Here is a 15,369-nt window from a genome sequence, read left to right as displayed (position 1 = left end):
GCCGAAGCGCTGCGGGTCAGCTTGCGAACTGCCCGAGCCAATATCGAAGTTGACGCGGCCAGGAGGATCGGACGCGATCGGATTTCAGCGCTGGCGCCGGCGATATCGCGCGCCGACGCCGGGGCTTTTTTCAACGCGCTATGGGCGCGATCCGCTCATCGGCCGTCCACCGCGCCAGCACCGGCCATGACGACGGCATCGTCCCCTCCCAGCGCCTGATAGACCTTCACCTGATTCACCAACCGATTCAGGGCATTCTCGTCCCGCGCGATCTCGGCTGCGCGCCGCTTCTCTTGCGCGTCCAGCCAGAACCGCAACGAGACCGAACCGGCTCGGTAGCGCACCTCGTACAGGCGCTCCGCCTCGCGCGCCGCCTTCAGCGACGCGTCCAACTGCTCAGCCTGCAGGCGCAACTGCGTCCGGTTCGACAACGCGTTTTCCACATCCGCCATGGCTTGGTACAGCGCCTGGCGGAAGCTCACCACCCGTTCGTCGAAATCCGCGCGCGAGACCTTCAGGTTCAGGTTCAGGCGGTTGAATTGCAGGAACGGCAGCGTCAGCGCCCCCGTCAGCGTGCCCACGGGGTTCTGCAGCACATTCGACAGCGTCGGGCTGGAGCTGCCCAGCGCGCCGGTCAGGGTCAGCGTCGGGTAGAAACTGGCGCGGGCCGCGTCGATGTTCGACAGCGACTCCCGCAGGCGCAGTTCGGCGGCGCGCAGGTCGGGACGGCGGCCCAGCAGTTCGGCCGGCACGCCTTCGCGCGCCTGCGGCAGCGGGTACTGCGGCAGGCGTTGCGGGTCGGCCATGGTGCGGTCGGGCGGACCGTCGAACAGGATCGCCAGCGCGTTCACGTATTCCACCCGTTGCTGCACCAGCAGCGCGTGCGCCGCCTGCTGGCTGGCCACGGTCTGTTCGGCCTCGGCCACTTCCAGCGCCGAGGCGCCGCCGGCGGCGTATTGCGCGCGCACCAGTTCCTGCGTCTTGCGGGCGTAGGCGATGCTCTCCAGGCTGCTGGCGATGCGCTGGTTGATGAAGGCGGTCTGCCAATACAGCGTGGCGGTGGTGCCCACCAGCGACAGCGCGGAGCTTTGGCGGTCCTGCTCGCTGGCGAGCGCTTCCCACTCGGCGGCGTCGAGCTGGCGCGACAGCTTGCCCCACAGGTCGACCTCGTAGCCGATCGACAGTTCGGCGCTGTTGGTGCGCGTGATTTCGCGTTCGCCGCGCAGGTTGCGCGCGCGCGTCACGTTGCCGGTGCCGGACAGTTGCGGGATAAGTTGGTCCTGTGCCAGTCCGGCCTGCAATTGCGCGCGGCGCACGCGGATGGCGGCGGCGGCCAGGTCGTTGTTGCGCGCCAGCGCGCCATCGACCAGGCCGTCCAGCACCGGGTCGTTGAAATTGCGCCACCAGGCGCCTCCAGCGGCCAGCGCGTTGGCCGGCGCGTCGGCGCCCGTGCCGTGGAGCCAGGCGGCCGGCGACTGCGTCCGCGGCGTTTCGTATTCGCTCTTGAGCAGGCCGCCGCAGCCGGCCAGGGCCAGCACCAGAGCCAGGGCGGCGGGTTTGCGGATCAGGGAAACAGCTTTCATCGTTCTCATTCCCGGGCCAGGGCCTCGACGGGATCCAGGCGCGCCGCGTTGCGCGCCGGGAGATAACCAAACAGCACACCGATCAGGGTCGAGCAGGTGAATGCCGCCACCATCGACGCGGTGGAATAGATCATGCGGAAGGACCCGCCGGTCGCTTTCGAGACCAGCACGCCCAGGCCCAGCGACAGCGCGATACCCACGGCGCCGCCGATCAGGCAGACCAGCACGGCTTCGATCAGGAACTGCTGCATGATGTCGCTGCGCCGCGCGCCCACCGCCATGCGCACGCCAATCTCGCGGGTGCGCTCGGTCACGGATACCAGCATGATGTTCATGACGCCGATACCGCCCACCATCAGCGAGATCAGCGCGATCAGCGATACCAGCAGCGTCATGGTGGCCGTGGTGCGCTCGATGGTCTTGCGGATGGCGTCGGTGTTGAACACGAAGAAATCCTTCACCACGTGGCGCCGCAGCAGCACCTTGGTGATGGCCTGCTCGGCCGCCGCCGGCGGCGCGGCGTCGTTGACGCGCACGGTGATGCTTTTGAGGTGCTGCTGCCCCAGCACGCGCGACAGCGCCGTGGTGTAGGGAATCCACACGTTCAAGGTCTCGTTGTTGCCGAACACGGTGTCGTTCTTCTTGGTGACGCCGATCACCCGCGCCGGCATCGACCCCAGGAACACCACCTGACCGATCGGGTCGGTGTGCGAACCGAACAGGGTCTTGCGGGTGCTCTCGTCGATCACCACTTCCTGGGCGCGCCGCGCCACGCTGGTGGAATCGAAGAACTTGCCCTGCGCCAGCTTGACGGCGCGCACCCGGAAATACTGCTCGCCCACGCCCTGGATCGAGCCATTCACCGCCACGTTGCGATAGCGCAGCGTGTTGCTGGTGGAAACCTCGGGCGTGACGCTGTCCACGTAGGACTCGCGTGACAGGGCCTCGGCATCGGCCGGCACCAGGGTGCGGATGGTCAGGGCCTTTTCGTCGCCGAAGTCCTTGCCGGGAAACACTTCGACGGTATTGGTGCCGATCTCACTGATGTCTTCCAGGATCTTCTGGCGCGAACCCTCGCCCAGCGCCACCACCGACACCACCGCGGCGATGCCGATGATGATGCCCAGCATGGTCAGCGAGGTGCGCAGGCGGTGCGCGTTCATGGCCAGCAGCGCCATGCGCAGCGCTTCGCCGCAGCGGTCCAGGTAGGCCTGCCAGGCCGGCCGCGGCGGCAGCGGCGCCGCCTCCTCGCGCTTGACCTCGATGCGCGGGGCGTCGGGATTGCGCCGGTCCGAGACGATCTCGCCGTCGCTGATCTCGATGATGCGCTGCGCGTGCCGCGCCACGTTCATGTCGTGGGTGACCAGGATGATGGTGTGGCCGGCGGCGTTCAGTTCCTCCAGGATGCGCAGCACTTCCTGGCCGGTGTGCGTGTCCAGCGCGCCGGTCGGCTCGTCGGCCAGGATGATGTCGCCGCCATTCATCAGCGCGCGCGCGATGCTCACACGCTGCTGCTGGCCGCCGGACAACTGGCCAGGCCGGTGGCCGGTGCGTTCGCCGAGCCCCAGGCGCTCGAGCAGGTCGGCGGCGCGTTCCAGCCGGGCCTCGCGGCGCTTGCCGGCGTAGACGGCCGGCACCTCGACGTTGCCCTGCGCCGTCAGGTCGGACAGCAGGTGGTAGCGCTGGAAGATGAAGCCGAAATGCTCGCGGCGCAGCTCGGCCAGCTCGTCCGGATCCAGTTCGCCCGTGCTGCGGCCGCTGACGCGGTAGTCGCCGCTGGTGGCGCGGTCCAGGCAGCCCAGGATGTTCATCAGGGTCGACTTGCCCGAACCGGACGCGCCGACGATGGCCACCATTTCCCCGGCCTCGATGGTCAGGTTGATGTCCTTGAGAACGGCGATGGTCTGCTCGCCCGCGGGGAATTCGCGCCGGACCCCGGACAGCGAAATCAACGGTTCGGCCATGTCAGCGTCCCGCCGCGGCGGCCACCGGCGCGGCGTCGGCCGACACCACGCGCTCGCCCACCTCCAGGCCTTCCAGCACCTGCGCCTGCACGTTGTTATTCATGCCGATCCTGACCTGGCGGGTCTCGGTCTGGTTGTTCTTGCCAACCACGCGGACCTCATAGCGGCCGTCCTGGCCGCGCTTGCCCAGGGCCGAGGCCGGCACCACCACGGCGTCGCGGGCCTCGCCCAGCACGATGGAAACCTGCGCGGTCATGGAAATGCGCAGCTTCTCGTCCGGGTTGGGCACGTCGAACAGACCGTTGTAGTAGACGGCCGCGCTGGTGGAGGTGGAGCTGGAAGAGGTCAGCGACGCGGTGGCATCGTCCTTCTGGATCGAATCCGGCGCCGGCTCCACCGCGCGCAGCGTGGCGTGGTAACGCTGGTCCGGCTCGCCCAGGATGGTGAAATAGACCGGCAGGCCCGGCTTGACGCGGGTCACGTCGGCCTCCGAGATCTGCGCCTTGATGGTCATGGTGGCCACCTGGGCCACCTTGATGATGGTGGGCGCGCTCTGGATCGCGTTGACGGTCTGGCCTTCCTTGGTGACCACCGCCACCACCACGCCGTCGATGGGCGACACGATGCGGGTGTAGCCCAGGTTGACCTTGGCCTTGTCGACCTCGATCTCGGCCTGGACGATCTGGGCGTCGAGCGCGGCGATCTCCGCCCGCGTCACGCTCAGCGTGGCCTCGGCAGATTCATACGCCTCGCGTGAACTGGCGTCGGCCGCCAGCATCTGGCGCTGGCGGCGAAACGCCAGCTCGGCCTGCTTCAGGGTGGCGACCTTGGCGGCGCGCTCGGCGCGGCGCGTCTGCAGCGCGGCCTGTGTATTGCGCAATTCATTCTGCTGGGTCAGGTCGTCGATCTCGGCGACCAACTGGCCTCGGGTCACCCGATCGCCCAGCGCCACCTTGAGCGACTTCAACTGGCCGGTGGCTTGCGCGCCGACGCTGACACGCTCGATGGCATCCATGGTGCCGCTGGCCAGCACACTGTCTTCGAGGTTGCCGCGGACGACCTCGGCCACGGCGAAAGTAGGCGGCGGCGGCGACGAGAAGAAGGCGGCGCGGACGCCAAAGGCGATGATCAGGAGAACGACGGCGATCAGGACGTAACGCTGGACTTTGCTACGAGGCTTTTTCATTGAACCAGTTCGGAGGAGGCGGCGGAGGCATCGTCCACCACTCGAATAACTCGATACGGATCGGGCCGGCTGTGCGTACCCATACTGCCCGCTCATCCTAAACGGGGGGCTGCGTCAAAGCATGGCCAATCTGTGGCGAAAGGGTGAAAAACGGTAAAGGCCCCGGCATGGGGTCCGGGGCGGGCAAAATTGTTCCGTTGCACGAACGATACATCTGTTGCGGCGCATTAGCGTTTCCATTCTATGGAACCGTGCCGCCAACATGGTGCCATCTTGCCGCATCCCTATCCCAGATGGGCCATAGATGGCGCCTATCTTGTCGCCACTGGCGATCGCGAAATGCGGCGACGCAAAAAAACCACGCCTCGACATAGGGCGACGATAGGGACAGAATGAATGCAGTTAAGCCGTATCCGTGTCCAATCCGCCCCCCTCCCCCTCTTCAAACAGCGCCGCCCCGGAGTTTTCCGGGGCGGCGCTGTTGTGCGTGCTGGCCATGCTGAACCACGTGGCGCTGACCGGTGGACGCATCACCGTGTCCCTGACGGCGCTGCAGATGGGCTTGTCGACCTTCAAGGTCGGCACCCTGGTGGCCGTGTTCGCGGTGCTGCCCATGCTGTTCTCGGTGCGCGCCGGCCGCTGGGTGGACCGGGTCGGCATCGTCCGGCCGCTGGTCATCGGCACCACGCTGGTGGCGGTCGGCACGGCGCTGCCGTTCCTGTCGCAGACCCAGTTCGCGCTGCTGGTGGCGTCCTGTTGCATCGGTATCGGCTTCATGCTGCACCAGGTGGCCACGCAGGACCTGCTGGGCCATGCCGAGCCGACCCAGCGCCTGCGCAATTTCTCGCTGATGTCGCTGGCCCTGGCCGGTTCGGGTTTCTCGGGTCCGCTGATCGCCGGACTGGCGATCGACCATCTCGGCACCCGGCTGGCCTTCGGCCTGCTGACGCTGGGCCCGCTGCTGTCGGCCGCCGGCCTGTACGCGCTGCGGCACCAATTGAAGGCGGTGGATTCGCAACTGGCCGGCGCCAAGGAAGCGCAGCGCCGCCGCGTGACCGAGCTGCTGGCGGTGCCCGCGCTGCGCCGCATCCTGATGGTCAACACCATCCTGTCCGGAGCCTGGGACACGCATCTGTTCGTGGTGCCCATCTTCGGCGTTGCCATCGGCCTGTCCGCCACCACCATCGGCGTCATTCTTGCGTCCTTCGCGGCGGCAACGTTCATCATCCGCCTGGTTCTGCCCCTGATCCAGCGCCGGGTGCGTTCCTGGACGCTGGTGCGGGTGGCGATGGCCACCGCCGCCATCGACTTCATGCTTTACCCGCTGTTCACCGACGTTGGCGTCCTGATCGTGCTGTCCTTCATCCTGGGGCTTGCGCTGGGATGCTGCCAACCGAGTATGCTTTCACTACTGCACCAGCATTCGCCGCCCGGCCGCGCCGCTGAAGCCGTGGGGCTGCGGATGGCGCTGATCAACGGTTCCCAGGTGTCCCTGCCGCTGACCTTCGGCGCGCTGGGTGCGGTCATTGGCGTCGCTCCCCTGTTCTGGGCCTATTCCGTGGCCCTGATGGCCGGGGGGTGGGTCAATCGCAACCCCCCGCTCGAGCCTGACCGGAAACCGTAGTCGTGAACATGCAGTCTTCTCCTCCCGTGGCCGGCGCCAGCCTGCCTTTTCGCCTGTGGACCCCTGAAGAACGGCAGGCATCGTTGCAGGATGCCTTGCGCCATTGGCGCGACGGCGAGGACGTCTGGGTATATGGGTACGGATCACTGATCTGGCGCCCCGACTTCGATTTCGAAGAGCGCCGCCTGGCCACTCTGCGCGGCCACCACCGCGCGCTGTGCCTGTGGTCGCGGGTCAACCGCGGCACGCCGGAATGCCCCGGGCTGGTGTTCGGCCTGGATCGCGGCGGCTCCTGCCGCGGCGTGGTCTACCGCCTGGCCGGCCGGCAGGTGCCGACCTATTTCCCCGCCCTGTGGGACCGGGAAATGTCCACCGGCGCCTACCTGCCCCGCTGGATCAATTGCAGCACCGAGGCCGGCCCGGTCCGCGCCCTGGTCTTCATCATGAACCGCGACAACCCGGCCTACATCCGCGCGCTGCCCGAGGCCGAGCTGCTGGCCATCGTGCGGCGGGCCGCCGGCCGCTACGGCCCCTGCACCGACTACGTGGTGCAGACCGCCCAGGCCCTGCGCGCCGCCGGCATCCACGACGCCCGCTTGGACGCCATCGCCCGGCGCCTGGAACAGGACAGCCACACCCTGCCCGAGGGCGCCTGAAGCGAGCCCGGCGCGGGGCCGCCAGGGCCGGCCGAAAGGCGCCGGAGGCCCTCGCGGCGCAAAAACTTGCCCAGCCCCTGCGCGGGGTCAATGAGGGGAGCGTTTCTTCGGCGGTATAAACTGCTTGTTATCAACGCTGAATCAAACGTCCCATGTCTGTCTCCGATCTGCGTCAAAGCTACGAAAAGAACGTGCTGCTGGAAAGCGAGGCCGCCGCGTCCCCGTTCGAGCAGTTCACCCGCTGGTTCGACGAGGCCCTGGCCGCCAAGGTGCCCGAGCCCAACGCCATGACCCTGGCCACCGTCGACGCCGCCGGCCAGCCCAGCGCCCGCATCGTCCTGATCAAGGGTTTCGACGAACACGGCTTCACGTTCTTCACCAACTACGAGTCGCGCAAGGGCGCCGACCTGCTGGCCGAGCCGCGCGCCTGCCTGCTGTTCTTCTGGCAACCGCTCGAGCGCCAGGTGCGCATCGAGGGCGTGGTGGAAAAAGTGCCTGCCGAGGAATCGGACGCCTACTACAACAGCCGCCCGGCCGGTTCGCGCATCGGCGCCTGGGCCTCGCGCCAGAGCCAGCCCATCACCCGCGCCGAACTCGAAGCCCGCGAGCAGGAATTCCGCGCCCGCTACGGCGACCAGCCGCCGCGCCCGCCGCACTGGGGCGGCTACCGCCTCAAGCCCACCTCGATGGAATTCTGGCAAGGCCGGCCCTCGCGCCTGCACGACCGTCTGCGCTACGTCGCCGACGGCCAGGGCTGGAAGATCGAGCGCCTGTCGCCCTGACGCCGCCGGGCGCCGGCCACGGCGCCCGCCCCATTTCTCAATTGCATGCCAGCCTCCTCCCCTGATTTCGACGCTGCCTTCTTCCGCACCGCGCTCGGCCGCTACGCCACCGGCGTCACGGTCGTGACCACCGCCGGCCTCGATGGCGCCCCCATTGGCCTGACGGTCAGCTCGTTCAATTCGGTGTCCCTGAATCCGCCGCTGGTGCTGTGGAGCCTGTCGCGCAATTCCTCGTCGCTGGCCGCCTTCGAGCAGTCCCAGCGCTACGTGGTCAATGTATTGAGCGCCGACCAGATTGCGCTGGCGCGGCGCTTCGCCACCGGCAAGACGCCGGACCGTTATGCCGGCCTGACCGTGCACCACGCGCCGGGCGGCACGCCGATGCTGGACGGCCATTGCGCCGCCTGGTTCGAATGCCACAACCGCAGCCGCTATGTCGAGGGAGATCACGTCATCATGGTGGGAGAAGTCGAACGTTGCGGCCATAGCGGCGAACCGCCGCTGGTCTTCCACGCGGGCGGTTTCGACCTGACGCCCGCCGGCGCCCGTGCGGGAGGCGGGAAGCCATGAGCGCCGACATCGATTGCGTCGTCATCGGCGCGGGCGTGGTCGGCCTGGCCATCGCCCGCGCCCTGGCCCAGTCGGGCCGCGAGGTGCTGGTGGCCGAGGCCACCGAGGCGATCGGCACCGGCACCAGTTCGCGCAATTCCGAAGTCATCCACGCCGGCATCTATTACCCGGCGGGCAGCCTCAAGGCCCGCCTGTGCGTGCGCGGCAAGCATCTGCTGTACGCCTATTGCGCCGAGCGCGGCATTCCGCACAAGCGGCTGGGCAAGCTGATCGTGGCCACCAGCGCCGAGCAGGCCGCCCAGCTCGAAGGCATCGCGCAGCGCGCCCGCGCCAACGGCGTGGACGATCTGCAGTTCATTTCCGGCGAAGACGCCATGCGGCTGGAACCGGCGCTGCGCTGCACGGCGGCGCTGGTGTCGCCGTCCACCGGCATCGTCGACAGCCACGCGCTGATGCTGGCCTACCAGGGCGATGCCGAGAACGCCGGCGCCCAGTGCGTGTTCCACACCCCGCTGGTGTCCGGCCGGGTGCGCCCCGAAGGCGGCTTCGATCTGCAGTTCGGCGGCGATGACGCCATGAGCCTGAGCTGCAACGTGTTGATCAATTCGGCCGGCCTGCAGGCGCCGGCGCTGGCGCGCCGCATCGAGGGCGTGCCGGCCGCCAGCATCCCCACCGATTACCTGTGCAAGGGCAGCTATTTCACGCTGTCCGGCCGCGCGCCGTTCTCGCGCCTGATCTACCCCGTGCCGCAACACGCCGGCCTGGGCGTGCACCTGACGCTCGACATGGGCGGCCAGGCCAAGTTCGGCCCCGACACCGAGTGGGTCGGCACCGAGGACTACACCATCGACCCGGCCCGCGCCGAGGTCTTCTACGCCGCCGTGCGCAGCTACTGGCCGGCCCTGCCGGACGACGCCCTGGCGCCGGGCTATACCGGCATCCGCCCCAAGATCTCCGGTCCGCACGAGCCGGCCGCCGATTTCGTCATCGCCGGCCCGGCCGCCCATGGCGTGCCCGGCCTGGTGAACCTGTTTGGCATAGAATCGCCCGGGCTGACTTCCAGCCTGGCACTGGCCGAGGAAACCCTGGCGCGCCTGGCGGACGACGCTTCTTCTCATTCTTCCCACTGAATCATGCAGCACAACGACTACATCCTGACCCTGTCCTGCCCCGACCGGACCGGCATCGTCTTCCGCGTCAGCGGCCTGTTGTTCGAATCGGGTTGCAACATCCTCGATTCGCAGCAGTTCGGTGACGAAGAGACCGGCCGCTTCTTCCTGCGGGTGCACTTCGACCTGCCGGCCGGCGCGGCCCCGGACGCGCTGCGCGCCCGGCTGGACGAGATGGCGGCCGAGTACGGCATGGATTTGCAGCTTCATGACGCGCGTCGCAAGGAACGCCTGCTGATCATGGTCAGCAAGCAGGGCCACTGCCTGAACGACCTGCTGTTCCGCGTGCACAGCGGCCAGTTGCATGCCGAAGTGGCGGCCATCGTCTCGAACCACAACGACTACGCCAGCCTGGCGGCGTCCTACGGCATCCCGTTCCACCACCTGCCCGTCACACCCGACACCAAGGCGGAACAGGAACGCCAGGTGCTGGCGCTGGTGGACCGCTACGAGATCGACCTGGTGGTGCTGGCGCGCTACATGCAGATCCTGTCGGCCGACATGTGCCGCGCGCTCAATGGCCGCGCCATCAACATCCACCACAGCTTCCTGCCCAGCTTCAAGGGCGCCCGCCCGTACCACCAGGCGCATGCGCGCGGCGTCAAGATCATCGGTGCCACCGCCCACTTCGTCACCTCGGACCTGGACGAAGGCCCGATCATCGACCAGGACATCGAGCGCGTCGACCACACCATGACGGCGCAGGACCTGACCCAGGTCGGCAGCGACATCGAGTCGCTGGTGCTGTCGCGCGCCGTGCGCAGCCACGTCGAGCACCGCATCCTGCTGAACCGCAACAAGACCGTGGTGTTCCGCTAGCACAGTACCGGCGCCCGCATTCCTTGGCGGGGCGCCGCCCGCCTCATGAACGCCGGCCCCCGTGCCGGCGTTTTGCTTGACCCGCCTCGGCTGCGGGAAACTGGCGCTCGACCAGCGCCAGCGCCTTTTCCTGCAGCGGCGAACGATCCTCGTCCGGCCAGATCACCTGGCTGACCGAGCGCGCCTCGTGCTCGAACGCGATGAACCGGGTGCCCGCCAGGCCGCTGTGCGACAGGCACGACGGCACGATCGACACGCCCAGCCCCTGCGACACCAGCGAGGCCACGCTGAGCCAGTGGCGCACCTCGTGCCGGACCACGGGCATGAAGCCCGCCGCCACGCACAGCGACAGCACGGTTTCGTAATAGCTGGGTGAAGCGGCGCGTGCGAAGAACACGAAATCGTCGCCGGCCAGGTCCGCCAACGCCAACGAACGCCGCCCGGCCAGCGCATGGCTTTGCGGCAGGCACACCACGAAAGGTTCGGCCAGCAGGTCGCGCGCCGCCACCCCGGCCGGCACGGGGTTGGCATGGATGAAGCCCAGGTCCTGCTCGCCGCGCCGCACCGCCTCGATCTGGTCGTGCGAATTCAATTCGGTCAGCACGTGTTCCACGTCCGGCAGTTCGGCCCGCATCGACGCCAGCAGCGCCGGCAGGCCGCGGTACAGCATCGAGCCCACGAAGCCGATGCGCAGCCGGCCGCGCAGGCCGGCGTCGACTCGCTGCACCAGCATGCGCACGTCCTCGGCCTGGCGCAGCAGCGTCAGGGCCTCGCGGTACAGCACCTGGCCGGCGGCGGTCAGTTCGACGTGGCGGCTGGTGCGCGCCAGCAGGCGCGCGCCGACGTTGTCCTCGAGCTGGCGGATGGCGTAGCTCAAGGGCGGCTGGGAGATGTGCAGGCGCGCGGCGGCGCGGCTGAAATGGCGTTCTTCGGCCACGGCGATGAAATAGCGCAACAAGCGCGGATCCAGGTCCATCGGTCTCCTCCCGGGGCGCGCCTGCCGACGGCGCCCGAGATCCATATTTTTATTGGATAGGTCTACACCAAAACGGTATTTGTATAGATTAATCCATCATCGCACCATGCCGGAAACTCCCCTTTTGCGCAGGATGCCGCCATGGATACCCCCGCCCAGCTCCCCGTCGCCCCCGCCCACGCCGCCACGCCCGTCCCGGACGCGCGCGGCCTGAACCTGTTCCGCGCCGATCCCTACGCCGCGCCGCTGGCCCGGCGCTACCTGCCGGCCGCGCTGCACGCGCACCTGCTGCCGCACCTGGACCGCCTGGGCGGACTGGCCGGCGGCCTGATGGACGAGCTGGCGGCCACCGCCGACAAGCATCCCCCCACTCTGTCGGTGCGCAGCCGCGCCGGCGCCGACGAGTCGCGCATCGACAAGCATCCGGCCTATATCGAGCTGGAACGCCTGGCCTACAGCGAATTCGGCCTGGCGGCGCTGTCGCATCGCGGCGGCGTGCTGGGTTGGCCCGAACCGATGCCGGCCGCCGCCAAGTACGCGCTCAGCCATCTGTTCGTGCAGGCCGAGTTCGGCCTGTGCTGCCCGGTCAGCATGACCGACTCGCTGGCGCGCACGCTGCGCAAGTTCGGCGACCCGGCGCTGGTCGAGCGGGTGCTGCCGCAGGTCACCAGCCAGGACTTCGACGCCCTGCGCCAGGGCGCCATGTTCATGACCGAACAGGGCGCCGGCTCGGACGTCAGCGCCACCGAGGTCACGGCCACGCGCCAGGACGACGGAAGTTGGCGCATCCACGGCGACAAGTGGTTCTGCTCCAATCCCGATGCCGGCTTCGCCATGGTGCTGGCGCGCAGCGAAAGCGAGCCCGGCCTGAAGGGCGTGTCGCTGTTCCTGCTGCCGCGCGACCTGGCCGACGGCACGCACAACCACTACCGCATCCTGCGCCTGAAGGACAAGCTCGGCACCCGTTCCATGGCCAGCGGCGAAATCCGCCTGGAAGGCGCGCTGGCGTGGCTGGTGGGCGAGCGTGGCAAGGGCTTCAAGCACATGGCCGACATGATCAACAACTCGCGCCTGTCCAACGGCATGCGCGCGGCCGGCCTGATGCGCCGCGCCGTCACCGAGGCCACGTACGTCTCGCAGCACCGCCGCGCGTTCGGCAAGCGCCTGATCGACATGCCGCTGATGCAACGCCAGCTCGTGAAAATGACGGTATGGGCCGAACAGGCCCGCAGCGTCATGTTCCAGACCGCCCGCGCGCTGGCCGACGCCGACCAGGGCCGGGGCGATGCGGCGCTGGCGCGCATCCTGACTCCCCTGATCAAGTTCCGCGCTTGCCGCGATGCGCGCAAGGTCACCGGCGACGCCATGGAAGTGCGCGGCGGCTGCGGCTATATCGAGGAATGGACCGAGCCGCGCCTGGTGCGCGACGCGCACCTGGGCTCGATCTGGGAAGGCACCAGCAACATCGTGGCGCTGGACGTGCTGCGCGCCATCAAGAAGGAAGGCTCGCTGCCCGCGCTGCGCCGCCATCTCGACCAGTTGCTGGCCGACGGCCTGCCCTGCCCGTCCGCGCTCGCCGCCACCCAGGCCGATGCGCTGGAGCGGACCTATGCGCTGGCCGAACACGCCGCGCAGGGCGACCACGCCGAACTGGCGCGCCAGGCCGCCTCGCTGCTGTACCACGCGGTGTCGATGGCGGCGCTGCGCTGGGAAGCCGCCGGCGAGGGCCTGGCCAGCCGCGCGCTGCTGGCCGACCAGGTGCTGCAGCACCGCCTGGCGCCGCGCGATCCCTACGCCATTCCCCCCGACGAAAGCGCCGCCTGCCGCGGCATCCTGCAACACGCGCTGTAGCCTGGCGCCCCCGACGCCGGCGGCACAGCCGGCGCGCCCACCACTGGAGACAACCATGAAACGCCTGTTCACCCCCTTGCTGCTGGCGGCCGCCGCCATCGCCGCCGTCCCTCCCGCGCTGGCGGCCGACGCCTATCCGTCGCGCCCCGTCACGCTGGTGGTGCCGTTCCCGCCCGGCGGCCCGACCGACGCGCTGGCGCGCCGCCTGGCCGAAAAGCTCAAGCAGCCGCTGGGCCAGACCGTCATCGTCGAGAACCGCGCCGGCGCCGGCGGCAACATCGGTTCCGAATACGTAGCCGCCGCCAAGCCGGACGGCTACACCATCCTGTTCGGCACCTCGGGACCGCTGGCCATCAACGTCAGCCTGTACAAGAACCAGGGCTACAACCCCGAGACCAGCTTCGCGCCCATCATCCGCATCGGCCACCTGCCCAACATCCTGGTGGTGAACCCGTCGGTGCCCGCCAACAACGCGCAGGAACTGATCGCCTACGCCAGAAAGAACCCGGACAAGCTCAGCTATGCCTCGTCCGGCAACGGCGCGTCCTCGCACCTGGCCGGCATCCTGTTCAACCAGATGGCCGGCACGCGCATCATGCACATCCCGTACAAGGGCACCGGGCCGGCGCTCAACGACCTGCTGGGCGGCCAGGTGTCGATGTCGTTCACCGACATCCTGACGGCGCTGCCGTACATCAAGGCCGGCAAGCTGCGCGCCATCGGCCTGGCCAGCGCGCAACGCTCGGACGCGCTGCCGGACCTGCCGACGCTGTCCGAACAGGGCCTGTCGGGCTATGACGTCAGCGTGTTCTTCGGCATCGTCGCGCCCAAGGCCACCCCGCCCGAGACCGTGGCCAAACTGAACCAGGCATTCCAGGCCGCGCTGTCGGACCCCGCGATCGAACAGACGCTGCGCAGCCAGGGCATCGTGCGCGCCCAGGACCAGACGCCGCAGGGACTGTCCCGCTTCATCACGGCCGAAGTGCCCAAGTGGCGCACGCTCATCAAGAGCGCCAACGTTTCCATCGACTGACCGCAGAGGCTCCATGGCTCCCAAGCTTCCCGATGCCGGCGCCCTCGCCGGCTGCAAAGTGATCGACCTGTCGCGCGTGCTGGGCGGTCCTTATTGCACCCAGATCCTGGCCGACCACGGCGCCGACGTGCTCAAAATCGAGCCGCCCGGCGGCGACGAGACGCGCGGCTGGGGCCCGCCGTTCCTGGGCGATACCGCGTCGTACTTCGTCGGCGTCAACCGCAACAAGCGCGGCATGACGCTGGACCTGTCGCAGGCGGCCGGACAGGAACTGCTGCGCCACCTGCTGGCCGACGCCGACGTGCTGGTCGAGAACTTCAAGCCAGGCACGCTGGAGAAATGGGGGCTGGGCTACGACACCTTGAAAGAACGCTTCCCGAAACTGATCCACTGCCGCGTCAGCGGCTTCGGCGCCGATGGCCCGCTGGGCGGCCTGCCGGGCTACGACGCCTGCGCGCAGGCCATGTGCGGACTGATGAGCGTGAACGGCGAGGCCGATGGCGACGCCACCCGCGTCGGCCTGCCGGTGGTGGACATGGTGACGGGCCTGAACGCGGCAGTGGCGATCCTGCTGGCGCTGAACGAACGCGTGCGCAGCGGCCTGGGCCAGTTCCTCGACATCACGCTGTACGACTGCGCGCTGTCGCTGCTGCATCCGCACGCGCCCAATTACTTCTACAGCGGCAAGACGCCGGGCCGCAGCGGCAACGCGCATCCGAACATCGCGCCCTACGAAACCCTGCCCACGGCCAGCGGCCCGATCTTCCTGGCGGTCGGCAACAACCGCCAGTTCGCGCAGTTGGCGCAGGCGCTGGAGGCGCCGGCGCTGGCGACGGACCCGCGCTATGCCGCCAACGCCGACCGGCTGGCGCACCGCCAGGCCCTGCGCGACGACCTGTCCGCGCTGCTCGCGCAGCACGACGCCGCGGCGCTGGCGGACCGCCTGCTGCGCGCCGGCGTGCCGGCCGCGGCGGTGCAGACCGTGGACCAGGCGCTGGCCCATCCGCACACGAAGCATCGCGGCATGGTGCTGGAACAGGGCGACTACCGCGGCGTCGGTTCGCCGATCAAGCTGTCGCGCACGCCCGCCACGCTGCGCCGCCTGCCGCCCGACCTGGCGCCGTCCCAGCCATAGCGGCCAGGACCGCCTTTCCCT

At 68.8% G+C, this 15,369-nt stretch carries 13 protein-coding genes; 9 read left to right on the top strand and 4 right to left on the bottom strand.

Translation table 11 applies throughout. The features are described 5' to 3' along the window. Nucleotides 1-155: 155 nt before the first annotated feature. The 3 genes from ACUDCK_RS04565 to ACUDCK_RS04555 are packed head-to-tail and all read right to left on the bottom strand — an operon-like array spanning nt 156 to nt 4,733. Nucleotides 156-1,583, bottom strand: coding sequence for an efflux transporter outer membrane subunit (locus ACUDCK_RS04565; protein ID WP_175168333.1), 1,428 nt, complete (start codon nt 1,581-1,583; stop codon nt 156-158). Nucleotides 1,584-1,588: 5 nt separating this feature from the next. Further along, nucleotides 1,589-3,547, bottom strand: coding sequence for a MacB family efflux pump subunit (locus tag ACUDCK_RS04560; protein WP_020925032.1), 1,959 nt, complete (start codon nt 3,545-3,547; stop codon nt 1,589-1,591). A gap of 1 nt (nt 3,548) precedes the next feature. Then, nucleotides 3,549-4,733 carry an efflux RND transporter periplasmic adaptor subunit gene (locus ACUDCK_RS04555; protein WP_049071576.1) on the bottom strand — a complete coding sequence of 395 codons (1,185 nt, stop codon included), beginning with the start codon at nt 4,731-4,733 and terminating at the stop codon, nt 3,549-3,551. Nucleotides 4,734-5,229: 496 nt separating this feature from the next. On the opposite strand from ACUDCK_RS04555, the gene ACUDCK_RS04550 reads away from it, so the two are divergent. The 6 genes from ACUDCK_RS04550 (at nt 5,230) to purU (ending at nt 10,353) form a co-directional block, all read left to right on the top strand. After that, nucleotides 5,230-6,357 carry an MFS transporter gene (locus ACUDCK_RS04550; protein ID WP_054501975.1) on the top strand — a complete coding sequence of 376 codons (1,128 nt, stop codon included), beginning with the start codon at nt 5,230-5,232 and terminating at the stop codon, nt 6,355-6,357. A 2-nt stretch (nt 6,358-6,359) separates the two neighbouring features. After that, a complete protein-coding gene (locus ACUDCK_RS04545; protein WP_049071574.1) occupies nt 6,360-7,013 on the top strand; it encodes a gamma-glutamylcyclotransferase in 654 nt (217 codons plus the stop codon). A 152-nt stretch (nt 7,014-7,165) separates the two neighbouring features. After that, nucleotides 7,166-7,795: a pyridoxamine 5'-phosphate oxidase gene (pdxH, locus tag ACUDCK_RS04540; RefSeq protein WP_175168332.1), complete on the top strand. Its 630-nt coding sequence runs from the start codon at nt 7,166-7,168 to the stop codon at nt 7,793-7,795. A gap of 45 nt (nt 7,796-7,840) precedes the next feature. Further along, nucleotides 7,841-8,365 (top strand): flavin reductase family protein, encoded by a 525-nt coding sequence (locus tag ACUDCK_RS04535; RefSeq protein ID WP_175168331.1) that lies wholly within the window; start codon nt 7,841-7,843, stop codon nt 8,363-8,365. Then, nucleotides 8,362-9,495 carry an NAD(P)/FAD-dependent oxidoreductase gene (locus tag ACUDCK_RS04530; RefSeq protein ID WP_059269379.1) on the top strand — a complete coding sequence of 378 codons (1,134 nt, stop codon included), beginning with the start codon at nt 8,362-8,364 and terminating at the stop codon, nt 9,493-9,495. Before ACUDCK_RS04535 ends, ACUDCK_RS04530 begins: the two co-directional genes overlap by 4 nt. 3 nt (nt 9,496-9,498) lie before the next feature. Beyond that, nucleotides 9,499-10,353 carry a formyltetrahydrofolate deformylase gene (gene purU, locus ACUDCK_RS04525; RefSeq protein WP_054501821.1) on the top strand — a complete coding sequence of 285 codons (855 nt, stop codon included), beginning with the start codon at nt 9,499-9,501 and terminating at the stop codon, nt 10,351-10,353. A 43-nt stretch (nt 10,354-10,396) separates the two neighbouring features. On the opposite strand, the gene ACUDCK_RS04520 is transcribed toward purU, so the two are convergent. Then, nucleotides 10,397-11,329: a LysR family transcriptional regulator gene (locus ACUDCK_RS04520; RefSeq protein WP_175168330.1), complete on the bottom strand. Its 933-nt coding sequence runs from the start codon at nt 11,327-11,329 to the stop codon at nt 10,397-10,399. Between the two features lie 141 nt (nt 11,330-11,470). Between ACUDCK_RS04520 and ACUDCK_RS04515 the strand changes: the two genes are divergently transcribed. The 3 genes from ACUDCK_RS04515 to ACUDCK_RS04505 are packed head-to-tail and all read left to right on the top strand — an operon-like array spanning nt 11,471 to nt 15,348. Then, nucleotides 11,471-13,180, top strand: coding sequence for an acyl-CoA dehydrogenase family protein (locus ACUDCK_RS04515; RefSeq protein WP_175168329.1), 1,710 nt, complete (start codon nt 11,471-11,473; stop codon nt 13,178-13,180). Nucleotides 13,181-13,235: 55 nt separating this feature from the next. After that, nucleotides 13,236-14,213, top strand: a complete 978-nt coding sequence (locus ACUDCK_RS04510; protein WP_064523046.1) for a Bug family tripartite tricarboxylate transporter substrate binding protein — start codon at nt 13,236-13,238, stop codon at nt 14,211-14,213. Nucleotides 14,214-14,226: 13 nt separating this feature from the next. Beyond that, nucleotides 14,227-15,348, top strand: coding sequence for a CaiB/BaiF CoA transferase family protein (locus ACUDCK_RS04505; RefSeq protein WP_175168328.1), 1,122 nt, complete (start codon nt 14,227-14,229; stop codon nt 15,346-15,348). The last annotated feature ends 21 nt before the right edge of the window (nt 15,349-15,369 follow it).

This window comes from Achromobacter sp. CF-sbj1-Ac2-l (genome assembly GCF_052698165.1).
The sequence above is the reverse complement of the archived record's forward strand: the minus strand, read 5'-3'. Positions and strand labels throughout refer to the sequence as shown.

Bases quoted from the DNA above. Each gene is read 5' to 3' on its own strand.
- pdxH (WP_175168332.1), top strand. From the start codon at position 7,166: ATGTCTGTCTCCGATCTGCGTCAAAGCTACGAAAAGAACGTGCTGCTG.
- purU (WP_054501821.1), top strand. From the start codon at position 9,499: ATGCAGCACAACGACTACATCCTGACCCTGTCCTGCCCCGACCGGACC.
- ACUDCK_RS04555 (WP_049071576.1), bottom strand. From the start codon at position 4,733: ATGAAAAAGCCTCGTAGCAAAGTCCAGCGTTACGTCCTGATCGCCGTC.
- ACUDCK_RS04515 (WP_175168329.1), top strand. From the start codon at position 11,471: ATGGATACCCCCGCCCAGCTCCCCGTCGCCCCCGCCCACGCCGCCACG.
- ACUDCK_RS04535 (WP_175168331.1), top strand. From the start codon at position 7,841: ATGCCAGCCTCCTCCCCTGATTTCGACGCTGCCTTCTTCCGCACCGCG.
- ACUDCK_RS04505 (WP_175168328.1), top strand. From the start codon at position 14,227: ATGGCTCCCAAGCTTCCCGATGCCGGCGCCCTCGCCGGCTGCAAAGTG.
- ACUDCK_RS04550 (WP_054501975.1), top strand. From the start codon at position 5,230: ATGCTGAACCACGTGGCGCTGACCGGTGGACGCATCACCGTGTCCCTG.
- ACUDCK_RS04520 (WP_175168330.1), bottom strand. From the start codon at position 11,329: ATGGACCTGGATCCGCGCTTGTTGCGCTATTTCATCGCCGTGGCCGAA.
- ACUDCK_RS04560 (WP_020925032.1), bottom strand. From the start codon at position 3,547: ATGGCCGAACCGTTGATTTCGCTGTCCGGGGTCCGGCGCGAATTCCCC.
- ACUDCK_RS04510 (WP_064523046.1), top strand. From the start codon at position 13,236: ATGAAACGCCTGTTCACCCCCTTGCTGCTGGCGGCCGCCGCCATCGCC.
- ACUDCK_RS04565 (WP_175168333.1), bottom strand. From the start codon at position 1,583: ATGAAAGCTGTTTCCCTGATCCGCAAACCCGCCGCCCTGGCTCTGGTG.
- ACUDCK_RS04530 (WP_059269379.1), top strand. From the start codon at position 8,362: ATGAGCGCCGACATCGATTGCGTCGTCATCGGCGCGGGCGTGGTCGGC.